The 16,953-nt window shown below is 70.0% G+C and carries 15 protein-coding genes and 1 riboswitch; of the genes, 10 read left to right on the forward strand and 5 right to left on the reverse strand.

What is annotated here, in order from left to right:
* Positions 1-52: 52 nt before the first annotated feature.
* Entirely contained in the window at positions 53-1,504 is a 1,452-nt protein-coding gene (gene yczR / locus AC04MD_RS14535; protein ID WP_475497985.1) for a MocR-like transcription factor YczR, read from the forward strand.
* A gap of 10 nt (positions 1,505-1,514) precedes the next feature.
* On the opposite strand, the gene AC04MD_RS14540 is transcribed toward yczR, so the two are convergent.
* Both AC04MD_RS14540 and AC04MD_RS14545 read right to left on the reverse strand, forming a co-directional pair.
* Positions 1,515-2,666 carry a hypothetical protein gene (locus AC04MD_RS14540; RefSeq protein WP_475497986.1) on the reverse strand — a complete coding sequence of 384 codons (1,152 nt, stop codon included), beginning with the start codon at positions 2,664-2,666 and terminating at the stop codon, positions 1,515-1,517.
* A gap of 68 nt (positions 2,667-2,734) precedes the next feature.
* Complete coding sequence (locus AC04MD_RS14545) at positions 2,735-3,652, reverse strand: AEC family transporter (protein WP_475497987.1); 918 nt, start codon at positions 3,650-3,652, stop codon at positions 2,735-2,737.
* A gap of 319 nt (positions 3,653-3,971) precedes the next feature.
* Between AC04MD_RS14545 and AC04MD_RS14550 the strand changes: the two genes are divergently transcribed.
* The 4 genes from AC04MD_RS14550 (at position 3,972) to AC04MD_RS14565 (ending at position 7,277) form a co-directional block, all read left to right on the forward strand.
* Positions 3,972-4,631, forward strand: coding sequence for an alpha/beta hydrolase (locus AC04MD_RS14550; protein ID WP_475497988.1), 660 nt, complete (start codon positions 3,972-3,974; stop codon positions 4,629-4,631).
* Positions 4,631-5,782 (forward strand): cell division protein ZapE, encoded by a 1,152-nt coding sequence (gene zapE / locus AC04MD_RS14555; RefSeq protein WP_475497989.1) that lies wholly within the window; start codon positions 4,631-4,633, stop codon positions 5,780-5,782. Before AC04MD_RS14550 ends, zapE begins: the two co-directional genes overlap by 1 nt.
* 4 nt (positions 5,783-5,786) lie before the next feature.
* Complete coding sequence (locus tag AC04MD_RS14560) at positions 5,787-6,542, forward strand: SIR2 family NAD-dependent protein deacylase (RefSeq protein ID WP_475497990.1); 756 nt, start codon at positions 5,787-5,789, stop codon at positions 6,540-6,542.
* A gap of 66 nt (positions 6,543-6,608) precedes the next feature.
* Positions 6,609-7,277 carry a hypothetical protein gene (locus tag AC04MD_RS14565; RefSeq protein ID WP_475497991.1) on the forward strand — a complete coding sequence of 223 codons (669 nt, stop codon included), beginning with the start codon at positions 6,609-6,611 and terminating at the stop codon, positions 7,275-7,277.
* Between the two features lie 155 nt (positions 7,278-7,432).
* Here AC04MD_RS14565 and AC04MD_RS14570 read toward each other — a convergent pair whose 3' ends face one another.
* From AC04MD_RS14570 to ompR, 3 genes are read right to left on the reverse strand one after another with little or no spacing between them, the layout of a single operon-like run.
* Entirely contained in the window at positions 7,433-8,338 is a 906-nt protein-coding gene (locus AC04MD_RS14570) for an alpha/beta hydrolase (protein WP_475497992.1), read from the reverse strand.
* A gap of 22 nt (positions 8,339-8,360) precedes the next feature.
* Entirely contained in the window at positions 8,361-9,626 is a 1,266-nt protein-coding gene (locus AC04MD_RS14575) for an ATP-binding protein (protein WP_475497993.1), read from the reverse strand.
* Positions 9,623-10,342 (reverse strand): osmolarity response regulator transcription factor OmpR, encoded by a 720-nt coding sequence (gene ompR, locus AC04MD_RS14580; protein WP_475497994.1) that lies wholly within the window; start codon positions 10,340-10,342, stop codon positions 9,623-9,625. The genes AC04MD_RS14575 and ompR overlap by 4 nt, the downstream gene beginning before the upstream one ends.
* Positions 10,343-10,535: 193 nt before the next feature.
* On the opposite strand from ompR, the gene AC04MD_RS14585 reads away from it, so the two are divergent.
* The 5 genes from AC04MD_RS14585 to AC04MD_RS14605 all read left to right on the forward strand — a co-directional run bounded on the left by AC04MD_RS14585 (position 10,536) and on the right by AC04MD_RS14605 (position 16,778).
* Positions 10,536-11,060 (forward strand): hypothetical protein, encoded by a 525-nt coding sequence (locus AC04MD_RS14585; protein WP_475497995.1) that lies wholly within the window; start codon positions 10,536-10,538, stop codon positions 11,058-11,060.
* 111 nt (positions 11,061-11,171) lie between these two features.
* Positions 11,172-11,465: an EF-hand domain-containing protein gene (locus AC04MD_RS14590; protein WP_475497996.1), complete on the forward strand. Its 294-nt coding sequence runs from the start codon at positions 11,172-11,174 to the stop codon at positions 11,463-11,465.
* A 9-nt stretch (positions 11,466-11,474) separates the two neighbouring features.
* Positions 11,475-12,326 (forward strand): sterol desaturase family protein, encoded by an 852-nt coding sequence (locus AC04MD_RS14595; RefSeq protein ID WP_475497998.1) that lies wholly within the window; start codon positions 11,475-11,477, stop codon positions 12,324-12,326.
* A gap of 73 nt (positions 12,327-12,399) precedes the next feature.
* Entirely contained in the window at positions 12,400-13,764 is a 1,365-nt protein-coding gene (gene hglS, locus AC04MD_RS14600) for a 2-oxoadipate dioxygenase/decarboxylase HglS (protein ID WP_475497999.1), read from the forward strand.
* Positions 13,765-13,937: 173 nt separating this feature from the next.
* Positions 13,938-14,153, forward strand: a riboswitch (cobalamin riboswitch).
* 273 nt (positions 14,154-14,426) lie between these two features.
* Positions 14,427-16,778, forward strand: coding sequence for a ribonucleoside-diphosphate reductase subunit alpha (locus tag AC04MD_RS14605; protein WP_475498174.1), 2,352 nt, complete (start codon positions 14,427-14,429; stop codon positions 16,776-16,778).
* Positions 16,779-16,953 lie beyond the last annotated feature (175 nt).

Genomic DNA, 16,953 nt, shown 5'->3' on the forward strand with positions numbered 1-16,953 from the left:
GATCCACCCGATTGGCCCTTTCTTCCAGAGCCAATCCTGCGATAGTGGCCCCATGGAACGATCATTGGCCCCGGACCGTCTCGCCACGCTGGTCGGCGACTTCCCGCGCGCACCCGCCTACCGCGGCCTGCGCCAGGCGCTGCAGGAACTGATCGGCGACGGCCGCATTCCACTGGGCACGCGACTGCCCAGTGAGCGCGCGGTGACCCAGGCGCTGGGCGTGTCGCGCAACACCGTCACCCGCGCCTATGCGGACCTGGTGGCGGCCGGCTTCGCCACCGCCCGCCAGGGCGCGGGCACCTACGCCACCGTGCCGGTCGACCGGCGTCGTGCGCACGACCACGCGCTGCATTCGGTTGGCCAAGCGCACGCGATGGACGGCACGATCGACCTCAACTGCGCCGCCGGCGCGGCCACGCCGGGCGTCGCCGCCGCCTACGCGCGCGCCATGGACGCCCTGCCCGCCTATCTCGCCAGCGATGGCTATCTGCCCTCGGGGCTGCCGGCGCTGCGCGGACTGGTCGCGGCGGACTACGCGCGACGCGGCCTGCCCACCGCGCCGGAGCAGATCGTCATCACCTCGGGCGCGCTGTCGGCCATCGCCATCGTCGCGCGCGCCCTGACCCGCCCCGGCGACCGCGTGATGATCGAATCGCCGGTGTACTCGAACGCGATCGAAGCGCTGCGCCTCGGCGGCGGCCGCCTGGTCAGCGCACCGATGGCTGATCCGCTCGGCGACGAAGGCTGGGACCTCGCCGCGATCGAAGCGACGCTGCGGCAGACCGCGCCGCGCATCGCCTACCTGATTCCCGACTTCCAGAATCCCACCGGGTTCCTGATGCACGACGCGCAGCGCGCCCGCTATGCCGCGGCCCTGCATGCGACGCGCACCATCGCGATCGTCGACGAGACGCTGCAGTCGACCTGCCTGTCGGACGCGCCGATGCCCGCGCCGTTCGCGACGCATTCTCCGAGCGCGTACACCGTCGGCGGTGCATCGAAGCTGTGCTGGGGCGGCCTGCGCGTGGGCTGGATCCGCGCACCGCGCGAGGCCGTCGACCGCATCATCGCCGCGCGCGTGCAGATGGACCTGGGCAGCTCATTGTTCGATCAGCTGGTGGTGGCCGAAATGCTCGGCACCGACCGCTTCCTCGCGGTACGTCGCGAACAGCTGCGGCAGCGACGCGACGCGCTGGCGCAGGCGCTGCGCGAGCACCTGCCGGACTGGCGCTTCCGCCTGCCCGACGGCGGCCTGACGCTGTGGGCGCGGATGCCGCACGGCAGCGCCACGCAATTGGCCGCCGACATGGAACGGCAAGGCATCTACCTGGCGCCCGGTCCGGTCTTCAGCGTCGAAGGCGGCGCCGACAGCTGGCTGCGGATCCCGTACGCCAAGCCGGAGGAGCAGCTGGTGCAGGCGGTGCGCGCGATGGCGGCGACCTGGTCGACGCGTGCGCAGGAAGAGGCGCGGCCTCCACGCCGCGACAGGCGACTGATCGCTTGACGGCTTACCGTCAGCGCGTCGCGGCTGGACTTCCGCCCGGCTGTCCGCGGTACTCCGGATTCTCCGACTGCCAACCTGCCGGCGGTTCGGTGGCGATGCCGTTGATCTTCAACTGGTGTCGCATGGCGGCGAGTTCGCCATCGCGCAGGAAGACGTCGATGTAGTCCTCCGGCAAGCGCCGCGCGTCCGCAGGGCGCTGGTAGAGCTGCATCAGGCTGTCGTGGACCCAGGCGAACTGGCGCAGGCGCTCGCGTGCGGCCTCGCGTTCGGCATCGGTATCGGCCCATTCCACCAGGCGCGGCAGCGCGATGGCGGGAAACAGCAGGGTCGACGTGTCATCGGCCAGCAGCGTGTAGAGCCGCTTGCATGCGGACAAGGTATCGGCCGGCAACTGGCCGACCTGCGCACGGCAGCGCTGGGTGATGGGATGCAGGGCGGGAATCGCGATGGCCGCATTGATCGCCATCACCACGACATCGGGCATGTCGTGCGGCGTGGCCGCACGCCCCAGCATGAAGTCCTCGCCGATCGCCGCTGCCAGTGCAGGATCGAGCGGAGGCATCGGCACCTCTCGCAGCGTCTCGGCCATCAGCAGGCCCGTCTCGTTGGCACGGGAACGGTATCGCGTCGCGCTGGTCGCGGCCCGCCAGTCCCGCTCGGCCGACACGATATCGTTGCGCTGGACGGCATCGGAGTAGCGGGTGAGCAACGGCTCGGCGTTGCCGGGGTCGGCCACCGCCAGGCGCTCCAGCAGCACCTCCCGGTCGCACCCTGCGTCCGTCTTCGCACAGGCGTTCAGCAGCGCCCAATCCACCAGCGGATCTTCGCCGCGACTGGCCGCGTAGGCGGCCTGGATCCATCCGCGCGCCAATCGCGAGGAGGCCGCTTCCGGCCGCCCCGCTTCGTCGTACTGCATCGGCCACAACCAGCCCGCGACGAGCAGGTCGCGCGGCGTGCCCCGCGCCGCGACGGAACGCAGATGCGTCTCGACATTCGCGCGCCATGCGTCATGCCAGGCCTTGCTGGCCGCCGCGAGCTGCGGATCGGACGCGACCCGGCCCGGCACCTCCGGTGGCGGACCTTCCTGCGCGAGTGCCGGCAATGGCACGGACACGGACGCCATCAACACCAACCAGAGACACACCTTGCCTGCCTTGCGCATTGCCCACTCCTGTCGGGAAATCAGGACGCACGTTCGCATGCAACCGCCTCGTGCGCCAACTCCTGCGGCTATGACGCCCACCGCTGCACGATCCACGCCCACATAGGCAGCGTGACCAGCGACAGCAGGATGCCGTAGCCGACCAGCGCGGCGGCCAGACGCGGGGCTAGCTGGTGCGAGATGGCGAGCGCGGCGGCGGTGATCATCGTCGGCATGGCCGACTCCAGCACGTTGGCCTGCAGCATCTCGCCGCGCATGCCGAACGCCAGCGAGAGCGGCACCGCGAGTGCCGGCATCACCAGCAGGCGCAGCAGCAGGCCGACGGCGAGCGGCTTCAGTTCGTCGCGCGGCAATTTCAGCTGCAGGGTCAGTCCCACCGCCAGCATCACCAGCGGCAACATCGCGTCGGCCAGCTTCTGCAGGGCGGACGCGATCCATGCCGGCGGCTGTTCCGGCATCAGCGTCAGGCCGAACAGCAGCGCCCACACCGGGGGGAACTTCACGATGCGCAGGCCGATCTCGCGCGCGGTCGGCGGTGCGTCGCCACCGTAGCGCGCCAGCACGTACAGCCCGAACGTCGACAGCAGGATGAAGGTGCCGAACTGGTCGTAGACCACGGCGTAGGGCAGCGCGTGTTCGCCCAGCAGCGCGCGCACCATGGGATACCCGATGAAGCTGCTGTTGCACAGCGCCACGCACAGCAGCAGCACCGCGTGTTCGTCGCGGCGAAACTTCAGCACGCGCGTGGCCAGCGCCACCAGCGCGACCGTGGCCACGGTCAGCAGCCATGGCGTGACCACCACGCCCATCAGCGAGGTGTCCAGGCGCAGGCGCGGCACGTAGGTCAGCATCGCCGCCGGCAGGCAGACGTAGAGCACGACGCGGTTGATGACGTCGCCCGCGTTGTCGGGGAAGGCGCGCAAGCGCGCGAACACCATGCCGAGCGCCAGCATGGTCAGGATCAGGGCGAAGGCATCGAATGCCATGGTGCAGCGGGATACGACGTGGGGACCGGCAGCATCGCACAGCGGCGCGCGCCACGCTGCCGGACCTTGGTCGCACGCCTGACGGCGTCGTTCCGGCGCAGGCCGGAACCCAGTGCCTTTGCGACGCCATGCATGAAGTCGCTGGATGACCGGCCATCCGGCCGTTGTGAAGCGCTTCCGGCTCGACCAGCCGTTCGGCTGTTGCGAGCCGCCGGAATGACGGGGGAGAAGGCACCGCCCACACGGCTTCCCGTGCGCGCAAGGACCACACGCGCAAGGACCGCACTCGATACACGAACACAAGGCTTATCATGGCCGCATGACGAACCCCGCCTTCCCCTCGGCCTCCGGCCCGCTCACCCTCGACGGCCCCGACGGCGCGCTCGAGGCCCACGTCGACTGGCCGGAAGACGGCGAGCCGGTGGCGCCCATCACCGCGGTGGTCTGCCACCCGCTGCCCACCGAGGGCGGCACGATGCACAACAAGGTCGTGGTGATGGCCGCGCGCAGCCTGCGCGAGCTCGGCGCGTTGACGGTGCGCTTCAACTTCCGCGGCACCGGCGCATCGGATGGCCTGTTCGACCACGGCGACGGCGAGGCCGACGACCTGCGCGCGGTGGTGCAGTGGATACGCGAGCAACGGCCCGGCACGCAGCTGTGGCTGGCCGGCTTCAGCTTCGGCGCGTACGTGTCGCTGCGCGCCAGCGCTGACCTGCAGCCGGATGCGCTGGTCTCGATCGCGCCGCCGGCCGGCCGCTGGAACTTCGCCGCGATCGAGCCGCCGACCTGCCCGTGGCTGGTGATCCAGGGCGAGCAGGACGAGATCGTCGAGCCGCAGGCGGTCTACGACTGGATCGATACGCTGAAGCAGCCGCCGGAACTGATCCGCATGCCGGAGACCAGCCACTTCTTCCACCGCAAGCTGATGGACCTGCGCGGCGCCATCAAGCACGCGATGAAAGGCTACGTGCCGGCGTGATGGCGGACGACGCACGGACCACGGCGCCCACGCCGTCGCAGGTATACGCGCGCGGCGCGGCGCAGGGCCAATGGCAGGACGACCCGGCGCAGCATCCCGCGCTGGCGCAGCTGGACCGCATCCACACCGCGCTGCTGGCGGAGCCGGCATCGCCGGGCCTGTTCGGCCGGCTGTTCAACAAGGCGCCGGAAACGGTGCAGGGCCTGTACTACTGGGGCGACGTCGGGCGCGGCAAGACCTTCCTGGTCGACCTGTTCTACGACGCCCTGCCGCTACCGACCTATTCGGTGTCGCAGAACAAGGCGCACGGCGAGGGTGGCGGCAAGTACCGCACGCATTTCCACCGCTTCATGCGTGGCGTGCATGAGCGGTTGCGCGAGCATGCCGGCGAGAGCGACCCGCTGGCGAAGATCGTGCGAGAGGCGCGCGGCAAGCTGCGCGTGCTGGTGCTGGACGAGTTCTTCGTCACCGACATCGGCGATGCGATGCTGCTGGCGCGGCTGCTGGAGCGTATGTTCGCCGAAGGCATCACCCTGGTGACCACGTCGAACACGGCACCGGAGAACCTGTACAGGGACGGCCTGCAGCGCGCCGGCTTCCTGCCGGCCATCGACCTGCTTCAGCAGCATTGTTTCGTGCTGCGTTCCGACGGGCAGGAAGACTATCGCCTGCGTGCGCTGACGCGTTCGCCGGTGTACCGCACGCCGCTGGATGGCGAGTCCGATGCATGGCTGGCGTCGCGCTGGCGCGAGCTGACCGGCGGCGAGGACGCGCATGCGGGCAACATCGAGATCGACAGCCGCAAGATCCCGGTGCGCGGCCGCGGCAAGAGCATCGCGTGGTTCGATTTCGTCGCGCTGTGCGAAGGCCCGCGCGGCACGGCGGACTACATCGAGATCGCGCACGAGTTCAACACGGTGCTGCTGGGCGGCATCCCGACCTTCGACCGCATGAACGAGGACGCGGCGCGCCGCTTCGTCAACCTGATCGACGAGTTGTACGACCGCCACGTCAACCTGGTCTGCACGTCGGCCGCCGCGCCGACCGCGCTGTACACCGGCACGCGGTTGCAGGGCGCGTTCGAACGCACGGCGTCGCGCCTGATCGAGATGCAGAGCGCCGACTACCTGGCCACACCGCACAAGGCCTGAGCGCGTGGACACCGTGCCTGCCGCGATCGCCGACGCGCTACAGCGGACGATCGACATTGGCGGCCGCGTCTGCGTACTGACCGGCGCCGGCATGTCGGCCGAGAGCGGCATCCCGACATTCCGTGGTACCCACGACAGCCTGTGGTCGCGCTTCGACCCGATGCGGCTGGCGACGGCCGAAGCCTGGCGCGCGTATCCCGCGCTGGTCTGGGGCTGGTACCGCTGGCGGATGCAGCTCGTCCGCGAGGCGCAACCGAACGCGGGGCACGTGGCGCTGGCGGATCTCGCGCGCCGCGTGCCGCTGTCGCTGGTCACCCAGAACGTGGACGACCTGCACGAACGCGCCGGCAGCATCGTCGACGCGCACGTGCACGGCAGCCTGTTCGCGTTGCGCTGCTTCGCCTGCGGGCGTGCGCATGAGGGTGAGCTCGACGACTACATTGACGGACGGCAGCAGGTAGCGCCGATGCGCTGCACGGCCTGCGGCGATGCCATCCGTCCGGGTGTGGTGTGGTTCGGCGAAGCGCTGCCGGACGATGCGTGGAATGCGGCGACCGATGCGGCCACGCGCTGCGCGCTGATGCTGGTGGTCGGCACGTCGGGACTGGTGTATCCCGCCGCCGGCCTGCCCGCGCTGGCACGCCGCCATGGCGCGACCGTGGTCGAGATCAATCCGGAATCGACCGCGCTGTCGGCGGAGGCCGATCATGTGTGGCGCTCGACGGCAGCGCTGGCACTGCCTCAGCTGCTGGCGACCTGACCGTCCAAGCGAAAGCTTCACGCACGGCTTGCCAGACTCCGGGCAATCGTCGCGGAGGAGACCTCCATGAAACCCATCGTCCGTGTTCCGCTGTTCGCCGCGCTCGCGGCCGCACTGCTCGCCGGCTGCGAACGCGCGCCGAAGCAGGCAGAGGTCGAAGCCGCCACGCAGACCGCCGCCGAGATCGCCGATCCCGCACCGCCGGTGACGGGACGCGAAGCGCCGCAGTTCCAGTTCTCGGACGACGAGATCGGGATTGCGCTCGCGCCAACACCGGGGTTCACGCTGCGTCGGGAGCCCGACAGCGCCCCGTCCGAAGGCGGCTGGAATGGCTTGAGCGGCCCCGGTGTGCGAGGGCAGCCATTGCTGAGACTGGTGCTCGAAGGCTCGGGCCCGGGAATCGCCGCCGAGCTGCACATCGGCACCAGCACCGACAGCCATGCCGTGGTGACATGCCTGCAGCCATCCGAGGCTTCCATTGTCGGCCTCTCGGATGAGATTCGCATCGATGGGCAGCCATTCCGCCATTTCCGTGTCGTCGACGCGGGGACGGGCCATTACCCACCTCGAACGATGGATGCCTACCGTTCTGTACGGAACGAACGCTGCATCGCGATCGACCTTGTGGTGTTCCCCTCTCTTGCCAACAACTCGGCCGCTACGCCGCCGTTCGACGAAGCGACGGCGCGCGCGCGATTGCAGGAAGCGCTGGCAGCGGTGCGGATCACGCGGTGATGGCTTCGCCCCCTCTCCCCCGATACGGGGGAGAGGGTTGGGGTGAGGGGGAAGGCGTAGGTCACGTGCGGGGTTTCTGTGGGAGCGACGTAAGTCGCGATCGGCCATCGGTAGCGCCTCATCGCGACTTACGTCGCTCCCACAACGAGGTCCTACTACAGGTGACGCCTTACGAACGCATCCACCGCCTTCGTGTAATCGGACGGCAACCCCAGCTCGCGATTCACCTCGCCATGCGAGAGATCCTCGGGCAGTACCTCCATCGCCACGCCCAGTGACGTCGCCTTCTCCGCCATCGCGAGGCCCTGCGGACAGGCGTCCTTGCGGCGCGAGGAGCAGACGAACAGCATCGGCACCGCGTCGCGGGTGAGCTGGTGGTACGGCGAGGCGGCGATCCAGTCGGCGGGATTCTGGCCGAAGGCGGCGTCGTAGATGCGTCGCAGCGGCGGATTCTTCATCGTCAGCGGTACGTCCAGCGCGCCGCTGTCCAGCGAGACCACGCCGCGCGGCTTTGTTGCGCCCGCCTCGCGCCACAACGTAGACGACGCACCGACCAGCGCGGCGAGATGCGCGCCGGCGGAGTGGCCCATCAGCAGCACGCGCGACGCATCGCCCTGCCACTCCGGTGCGCGCTGCTGCACGGCAGCCAGGGCACGCGCGACATCGCGTGCCTGGTCCAGCGGTGCGGTGTCGGGCCGCATGCGGTAGTTGGTGGACACCAGGATGTAGCCCTTCGGCAGCCAGTACGCCGCCTTGTGCTCGACCACGCCGGGATTGTCCTTGTTGCCGTTGGCCCAGCCACCGCCGTGCACGAACAGGAGGATTGGCGCGTTGCGTGGCTGGGCCGGCAGGTAGACGTCGAAGCGCTGGCGCGGATCGTTGCCGTAGGACACGTCGCGCAGCGCGCGTGCGCCGGCCGGCAACGTGGGTGCGCGCGCCGACGGTTGGCGCGAGGTCTCGCGTGCCTGCTGCAGGCGTTCGCGGAAGGTCTGCGCTGCCAGCGGCAAGGCGGTGAGCAGGGCGCAGGCCAGCAGGCCGGCGTGGAGCAGGCGCATCTTCATCGGCTACCTCGTGATGGGAACGTCAGCCCGCGCGCAACCACAACTGCGCACGCAGGCCGTGGGGGGAATTCGGCGACAGCCGCAGTTCGCCGCCGTGCTGGCGGGCGACGCGGTCGACGATGGGCAGGCCCAGGCCGCTGCCGCCCTGCGCCTGGTCGTGGACGAAGGGCTGGCGCGCGCGCTCGGCGGCTTCGGCGGACAGGCCCGGGCCGCCGTCGGCCACCTCGACCACCCACGCCGGACCTTCCGCCCACACCCGCAACGACAACGGCAACGCACCGTGCCGCTCGGCGTTGACCAGCAGGTTCTCCACCGCGCGCAGCAGCGCCATCGGCTTGCCGGGCAGCAGCGCATGCTCGGGCAGTTCGACGTGCCACGCCTTCGACATCGCCGCGACCGCGTGGCGGCAGATCGCCGCGAGGTCGACGGACTCGCTGCCTTCGTCGCGGCCATCGCGGGCGAAGGCGATGAACTGGCCGAGGATGGCATCCATCTCGGCGATGTCGCGGTGCATGCTGGCGGTCAGGTCCGGATCGGTGCCGGGCACCATCTCCAATGCGAACTGCAGGCGCGTCAGCGGCGTGCGCAGGTCGTGCGAGATGCCGGCCAGCAGCAGCGCGCGCTCTTCGGCGGCGGCGCGCACGTCGCGGCTGGCGTCGCCCAGCGCCTGGGCCAGTTCCGCGACTTCGCGCGGTCCGCGTGCATGCGCCGGCGGTGGCGCGTCGCCGCGCACGATGGCCGGGGCGGCGGCGGCGAGTTCGCGCAACGGCTGCACCAATCGGCGTGCGTAGTACGCGGCCGCCAGCCACACCAGGACCACGCAGCCGACCAGCATCAGCATGGGGAAGCGCCGCGCGCCGGTCATCGGCCGGTCGTAGGAGAACGCCACCCACATCGGTTCGCGCGTCGCCGGTTTCAGCCAGATCACCCGCGAACGGCGGTCCGCGTCGATCCGCAGCGCGCGCCCGGTGCCGAGCGTGTCGCCGGCCTGTTCGCGGAGTTCGCGCAACAACGGCGCGAAGCGGGGCCGCGCATCCGCGGGCGGCGTCGTGCGCACCTCCAGCCCAGCATCGCGCAGCTGCTGCACGGTGCGCGCATGCGGCTGGTGGCGGTCGAGCGCTTCCACCACCTCGGCGAAGCCCTGCATCGCGCGCAACAACTGGTCCGCCGCCGGGCGCGTGGCGAGTTCGCGGCCGAGCAGGAGCGCCAGCACGCCGGCACCGACCAGCACCAGCGCGATCACCAGCACCAGCTGGCCGAACACGCTGCGTGGCACGGGCGCCTTCATGCCACGGTCTCCGGCGGCACGAACACATAGCCCACGCCCCACACCGTCTGGATCAGGCGCGGCTGGCGCGGATCATCTTCCAGCAGGCGGCGCAGGCGCGCGATGGTCACGTCCATGCTGCGCTCGAAGGCCTCGTGCTCGCGGCCGCGCGCCAGGCTCATCAGACGGTCGCGGCTGAGCGACTGACGCGGATGCCGCAGCAGCACCGACAGCACGGCGAACTCGCCGCTGGTCAGCCGCAGCAACGCGCCGTCGCGGGTCAGCTCGCGCCGGCCGAGGTCGAGGCGGAACGGGCCGAACACCACCTCGCCGCCCTCGGCCTGCGGCGCACCGGCCACCGGACGCGTGCGACGCAGCACCGAGCGGATGCGCGCCAGCAGTTCGCGTGGATTGACCGGCTTGGGCACGTAGTCGTCGGCACCGATCTCCAGCCCGACGATGCGGTCGATCTCGTCGCCCTTCGCGGTGAGCATCACGATGGGCGTGGCATCGCCCTGTCCGCGCAGGCGGCGGCAGATCTCCAGCCCGTTCTCGCCCGGCAGCATCAGGTCGAGCACGATCAGGTCGAAGTGGCCGCGATCCAGCGCCTGCCGCAACTGCGCCGCATCGCCCACGCCACGCACCTCGAAGCCCTGCGACTGCAGGTAGCGCTGCAGCAGCTCGCGCAGGCGCACGTCGTCGTCGACCAGCAGCAGGCGGGGGGAAGTCTCGTCCATGCAGCCACTATCGCCCGCCGTCGCGACGGCCCGCAAACCCCGTCGCGGGCCGGTGTGTAAGCAGATGTTTCAGACGTCCGTGGCAGACACATCCGCTGGCAAGTCCGACACACCTGCGGCCGTGGCGCCGCCTACCGTGGTCCTGCCGCCGCTTCCCCCGTGCGGCCACCCCATCCCCGACGAGGATTCCGCCGTGAGCAAGACCCCGTTCCTGATCGCCACCGTATTCGCCCTGTGCGCCACCACCACGTTCGCCGACCATGCCGAAGCCCGCGAGCGCAGCCGCGCCGTGCAGCGCACCGCGCAGGGCGGCAGCGTCGCCGTCGACCGCAACAACGCGCGCTTCGACAGCCAGCGCCAGCGTGCGTGGCAGGCCGATGGCCAGGGCAATGCCACCGGTTCGCGCAGCGGCAGCATCGCCGGCACCAACGGCGGCAACGCCGGTTACGAGCGCAGCGCCTACCGCAACGCCGACGGCAGCGCCGGCCGCCAGGGCAGTGCCTACGCCAACGGCCCCAACGGCGGCACCGCCAGCACCAGCGGCGGCATCGGCCGCGATGCCGATGGCAACGTCAGCGGCGCGCGCGACACCACCGCCACGGGCGCCAACGGCAACGGCTACACCGGCAGCACGACGGTGTCCGGCGGCACGGTGACGCATACCGGCACCTGCACGAACGCCAGCGGCGAAACCATCACCTGCCCGCGCGGCCACTGAGCCGCTTCTGCATGCGTTTCAAGCAGGCGCGGCGGACTGGCGAACCCCCTACGCCGCACGGATGCAGTCCCGCACCGCCGCGCCTGCCCCTCTTCCCCCATGGAGATACCGATGTCCCGTTCCATCCTGCTTCCCTTCGCCACCGCGCTGTCCGTGTTCGCGCTGGCGGCGCCCGCCACCGCGCAGCAGCGCACGCTCACCGACGAACAGAAGGCGACGCTGCTCGAACGCCTGAAGGACGCCGACGCCAACGGCGATGGCCTGATCGACAAGGCCGAGGCCGAGGCGAAACTGCCGCGCGTGGCCAAGCGCTTCGACACGCTGGACGCCAATGGCGACGGCAAGCTCTCGCCCGAGGAACTGCGTGACGCCGGCCAGAAGATGGCCGGTCGGCGCGGGCAGTAAGGCAGCGCCATGGACGGCCTGCGCGCCTTCGCCGGCCTGCCGCTGCTGGTACTGGCATTGATCGCGGCGGTGGAGGCCGCCTGGCTGGTGCGGCGAGGACGCCGCTACGACTGGAAGGGCTACTGGGCCTCGCTCGGCGATGCCGTCGGGCGCGCGCTGCTCGGACTGCTGCTCCAGGGCGGCGTGGTCGGCGTGCTGCTGTTCGCGATCTGGGAGTTCCGCCTGACCACGATCGCGATGGACCAGGCCTGGCACTGGTTCGCGCTCTTCCTCGGCCAGGAACTCTGCTACTACGCGATGCACCGCGCCGACCACCGCGTGCGCTGGTTCTGGTTGAACCATTCGGTGCACCACTCGGCCGAGCAGTACAACCTGTCCACGGCCTACCGGCTGGGCTGGACCGGCAAGCTGACCGGCGCGGCGGTATTCTTCGGCCCGCTGGTGTGGCTGGGATTTCCGGTGCCATACGTGGTCGGTGCGCTGGCGGCGAACCTGTTCTACCAGTTCTGGTTGCATACCGAACTGGTGCCGCGGCTGCCGCGTGCCATCGAGTTCGTCTTCAACACGCCCTCGCACCACCGCGTGCACCACGCCAGCAATCCCGACTACCTGGACTGCAACTACGGCGGCGTGCTGATCGTGTTCGACCGCCTGTTCGGCACCTGCCGTGAAGCGCAGCCCGACGTGCCGATCCGCTACGGTCTGGTGGAGCCGGTGCGCAGCTACAACCCGGTGAAGATCGCCTTCCACGCCTGGGCCAAGCTGGCCCGTGACCTGCGCCGCGCCCGTGGACCGGGCGAGGTGGCGCGGACGCTGTTCGGTCCGCCGGGCTACGTGCCGGGCGCCGACGCCGACCGCTGAACTGGCCCGCGTGCGCGGGGGCGGCGACAATATGCGCCCCCGGCGGCCCCACGCCGCCCGCACGCCGAGCCCCATGACCGCCTTCGTTACGCCCGACCGCATCCGCAGCCTGTTCGCCCAGGCCATGTCCGACATGTATCGCGCCGAGGTACCGCTGTACGGCGACCTGATCGAGCTGGTCGGCGAGATCAACGACGCGACGCTGCAGCGGGATACCGCGCTGGGGGCGCGCCTGCAGCGCAATGCGGAAACCGAGCGCCTGGACCTGGAGCGCCATGGCGCGATCCGCGTCGGCACGCCGGCCGAGCTGGCGATGCTGGGCCGCGTGTTCGCGCTGATGGGCATGCATCCGGTCGGCTACTACGACCTGACCGTGGCCGGCGTACCGGTGCACGCCACCGCGTTCCGCCCGCTGACGGAAGCCGCGCTGGCGGCCAATCCGTTCCGCATCTTCACCTCGCTGCTGCGGCTGGAGCTGATCGCGGACGAAGCACTGCGCGCGGAAGCGGAGAAGATCCTCGCCAGGCGCGACATCTTCACCGCTGGCGCGCGTGCGCTGGTCGCGCAGGCAGAACGCGATGGCGGACTGGACGACGCGGATGCGCAGCGCTTCGTCGCCGAGGTGCTGGAAACCTTCCGCTGGCACGGCGATGCCACGGTGGCGCTGGACACGTACCGCGCGCTGCTCGGCCTGCACCGGCTGGTCGCCGACGTGGTCAGCTTCCGCGGCCCGCACATCAACCACCTCACCCCGCGCACGCTGGACATCGACGCCGCGCAGGCCGCGATGCTGGCGCGCGGCATCCAGGCCAAGGCGCAGATCGAAGGCCCGCCGCGCCGCGCGGTGCCGATCCTGCTGCGGCAGACCAGCTTCAAGGCGCTGGAAGAGGAAGTCGCCTTCCCCGACGCCACCGGCACGCTGGTGCCCGGCAGCCACAGCGCGCGCTTCGGCGAGATCGAACAGCGCGGGCTGGCGCTGACGCCGGCCGGCCGCGAACTCTACGACCGCCTGCTGGCGCAGGTGCGCCAGGCCGGCGGTGCGGGCAATACGTCGGCGGACTATCCGCAGCGACTGGCGGAGGCGTTCGCGGCCTTCCCGGACGACGAGACAACGCTGCGCCAGCAAGGCCTGGGCTATTTCCGTTACCGCCTGACCGACAGCGGCACCGCCCTGCCGGCCACCGAGCGCGCGGGCATGACGCCGGACGCGCTGGTCGAGGCGGGCCACGCCGTCGTCGATCCCATCGTCTACGAGGACTTCCTGCCGGTCAGCGCCGCGGGCATCTTCCAGTCCAACCTCGGCGGCGGCGAACAGCGCGCGTACGACGCGCACGCCAACCAGGACGCGTTCGAAGCCGCCCTGGGCGCGAAGATCCACGACCCGTTCGCCCTGTACGCGCAGGCGCAGGACGCCTCGATCGCGGCGCTGCGGTCGTAGGGCGGGCCTCGCGACAAGAACCGAATGACGTCATCGTCGCAGCTCCACGACGCCGAACGCGTGCGATGGTGGGCCGAGGCCCACCCTACGGCGCACTGCAAACCGTGAAACCCGCGCCCTGCCGACGCCCGCTGTTCCACACTACATTTGGTGTTGACGCCTCCCGGACCCCCCACTATCTTGTGGCTGTCGGTTCCGGCGGTGGCTAGCCTCCGGATGAAAAGGGAAGCCGGTGACGCCTCGCGCCACTCCGGCACTGCCCCGCAGCGGTAATTGGGAACGACCCCGCCACCAGCACTGAGGCTTGGCCTCGGGAAGCGGCGGACTAGGAGGAAGGCCTGCCTTCCGCGCCCATGAGTCCGAAGACCTGCCGACAGCCGCGCGATGCACACCGCGCGGTGCCGGCCGCGGAATCTCCGGGGGGAGATGGCTGGCGAAGCAGGGCGCCCGCAGTCCGTCTGCGTGGTCTCGGTCCCTGCGACGCCGCTTCCCCACTGTGACTCTCCATCCGGCCTGACGCGACCCCGCGAGGGACGGGCCGCCGCGTGCACCACGCATGGAGAAACTTCGTGACCCAGATCGACAGCGCCGTCGCCGACGCCGGCACCACCCCGTCCCAGAAGGACGCGTTCTCGCTGACACCCCCGCCCACCGCCACCGCGATGAGCGTGACCAAGCGCAATGGCGGCCGCGAGCCGGTGGACCTCAACAAGATCGTGCGCGCGGTGCAGCGCAACTGCGAAGGCCTGCACGCCATCGACCCGATGCGCGTGGCCACCCGCACCATCTCCGGCCTGTACGACGGTGCCAGCACGCGCGAACTGGACGAGCTGTCGATCCGCACCGCCGCGCTGCTGACCGGCGAAGAGCCCGAGTACAGCCGCCTGGCCGCACGCCTGCTGGCCGCCTACATCGCCAAGGAGGTCACCGGCCAGGAGATCCACGCGTTCTCGCAGTCGGTGACCCGCGGCCACGAGGTCGGCCTGATCAACGACCGCCTGCTGAACTTCGTGCAGACCAACGCACGCAAGCTCAACGACGCGCTGGACGCCTCGCTCGACCTGCACTTCGACTACTTCGGCCTGCGCACGCTGTACGACCGCTATCTGCTGCGCCACCCGCACACGCGCAAGGTCATCGAGACCCCGCAGCAGTTCTTCCTGCGCATCGCCTGCGCGCTCAGCGAGGACGTGCCGGAAGCGATGGCCCTGTACCGCCGCATGGGCAACCTGGACTACCTGCCCAGCTCGCCGACGCTGTTCAACAGCGGCACCACGCACGAGCAGCTGTCGTCGTGCTTCCTGCTGGACTCGCCGCAGGACACGCTGGAATCCATCTACGCCAAGTACGGCGACATCGCCCAGCTGAGCAAGTTCAGCGGCGGCATCGGCGTGAGCTACACGCGCGTGCGTTCGCGCGGCTCGCTGATCAAGTCCACCAACGGCCACAGCAACGGCATCGTGCCGTGGCTGAAGACGCTGGACTCTTCGGTCGCCGCGGTCAACCAGGGCGGCAAGCGCAAGGGCGCTGCCTGCGTGTACCTGGAAACCTGGCACGCCGACATCGAGGACTTCCTGGAACTTCGCGACAACACCGGCGACGAGGCGCGCCGCACGCACAACCTCAACCTCGCGAATTGGGTCCCGGACCTCTTCATGAAGCGCGTCGAGGCCGACCAGGAATGGTCGCTGTTCGATCCACGCGTGGTGCCGGAACTGACCGACCTGTATGGCGCGGCGTTCGAACTCGCCTATACGCAGGCCGAAACGCAGGGCAAGGCGATGAAGACCATCTCCGCCCGCAAGCTGTACGGCCGGATGATGCGCACGCTGGCCGAGACCGGCAACGGCTGGATGACGTTCAAGGACAAGTGCAACGCGGCCAGCAACCAGACGCTGCGCGCCGGCAACGTGATCCACCTGTCCAACCTGTGCACCGAGATCCTCGAGGTCACCTCGGCGGAAGAGACCGCGGTGTGCAACCTCGGCTCGATCAACCTGGCCAAGCACGTCGACCGCGATCCGGACAACGGCCGCACCTGGTTCGATTTCGACAAGCTCGCCGAGACCGTGCGCCTGGCCGTGCGCCAGCTGGACCGCGTGATCGACCTGAACTTCTATCCGATCGAAACCGCGCGCCGCGGCAACCTGCGCTGGCGCCCGGTCGGCCTGGGCTGCATGGGCCTGCAGGACGTGTTCTTCAAGCTGCGCCTGCCGTTCGACAGCGCCGAAGCACGCACGCTGTCGGCGAAGATCGCCGAGACCATCTATTTCCACGCGCTGGAAACCTCGGTGGAACTGGCGCAGGAACGCGGCCGCCATCCATCGTTCGCCGACACCCGCGCCGCCAACGGCGAGCTGCAGTTCGATGCCTGGAACGTCGTGCCCGAGAACACGGAGCGCTGGGACGCGCTGCGCGAGCGCATCAAGGAACACGGCCTGCGCAACTCGCTGCTGATCGCGATCGCGCCGACCGCGACCATCGCCTCGATCGCCGGCTGCTACGAGTGCGTGGAGCCGCAGGTGTCCAATCTGTTCAAGCGCGAGACGCTGTCGGGCGACTTCCTGCAGGTCAACCGCTACCTGGTGGACGAGCTGAAGAAGCTGGGCCTGTGGACGCCGGAAACGCGCGACGCGATCAAGCTGTCCGAAGGGTCGGTGCAGGGCCTGGCGCAGGTGCCGGAAGCGCTGCAGCAGGTCTACCGCACCGCGTGGGAACTGCCGATGCGTTCGCTGATCGACATGGCGGCCGGCCGCGGCGCCTTCATCGACCAGTCGGCCTCGCTCAACCTGTTCATGGAGAGCCCGAACATCGGCGCGATGTCGTCCATGTACATGTACGCGTGGAAGCAAGGCATCAAGACCACGTACTACCTGCGCTCGCGCCCGGCGACGAAGATCGCGAAGACAACGGTCAGCACCGTCGCGGCCACCGAGCCCAAGCGCGAGTACACGCCAACCGAGGCCATCGCCTGCTCGCTGGAGAACCCGGAAGCGTGCGAGGCGTGCCAGTAACCTAACCCCTGCGTCGGCTCCGGCCGACGACCCCTGGAACAGGAACACGGATGTTCCCGGCGCATGGATGCGCCAACTTCACGTGTACGACCCCCTCCCCCGCGCGCGGGGGAGGGCTGGGGTGGGGGCAGACCGAAGCCGCAGGAGGCCAACCGACGCGCTCCGACCGGCGTGA

Source organism: Pseudoxanthomonas sp. LjRoot206, from assembly GCF_056175725.1.

Excerpts from the sequence above, each read along its gene's own strand:
- yczR (WP_475497985.1), top strand. The coding sequence starts at position 53 with ATGGAACGATCATTGGCCCCGGACCGTCTCGCCACGCTGGTCGGCGAC.
- AC04MD_RS14540 (WP_475497986.1), bottom strand. The coding sequence starts at position 2,666 with ATGCGCAAGGCAGGCAAGGTGTGTCTCTGGTTGGTGTTGATGGCGTCC.
- AC04MD_RS14545 (WP_475497987.1), bottom strand. The coding sequence starts at position 3,652 with ATGGCATTCGATGCCTTCGCCCTGATCCTGACCATGCTGGCGCTCGGC.
- AC04MD_RS14550 (WP_475497988.1), top strand. The coding sequence starts at position 3,972 with ATGACGAACCCCGCCTTCCCCTCGGCCTCCGGCCCGCTCACCCTCGAC.
- zapE (WP_475497989.1), top strand. The coding sequence starts at position 4,631 with ATGGCGGACGACGCACGGACCACGGCGCCCACGCCGTCGCAGGTATAC.
- AC04MD_RS14565 (WP_475497991.1), top strand. The coding sequence starts at position 6,609 with ATGAAACCCATCGTCCGTGTTCCGCTGTTCGCCGCGCTCGCGGCCGCA.
- AC04MD_RS14570 (WP_475497992.1), bottom strand. The coding sequence starts at position 8,338 with ATGAAGATGCGCCTGCTCCACGCCGGCCTGCTGGCCTGCGCCCTGCTC.
- AC04MD_RS14575 (WP_475497993.1), bottom strand. The coding sequence starts at position 9,626 with ATGAAGGCGCCCGTGCCACGCAGCGTGTTCGGCCAGCTGGTGCTGGTG.
- ompR (WP_475497994.1), bottom strand. The coding sequence starts at position 10,342 with ATGGACGAGACTTCCCCCCGCCTGCTGCTGGTCGACGACGACGTGCGC.
- AC04MD_RS14590 (WP_475497996.1), top strand. The coding sequence starts at position 11,172 with ATGTCCCGTTCCATCCTGCTTCCCTTCGCCACCGCGCTGTCCGTGTTC.
- AC04MD_RS14595 (WP_475497998.1), top strand. The coding sequence starts at position 11,475 with ATGGACGGCCTGCGCGCCTTCGCCGGCCTGCCGCTGCTGGTACTGGCA.
- hglS (WP_475497999.1), top strand. The coding sequence starts at position 12,400 with ATGACCGCCTTCGTTACGCCCGACCGCATCCGCAGCCTGTTCGCCCAG.
- AC04MD_RS14605 (WP_475498174.1), top strand. The coding sequence starts at position 14,427 with ATGAGCGTGACCAAGCGCAATGGCGGCCGCGAGCCGGTGGACCTCAAC.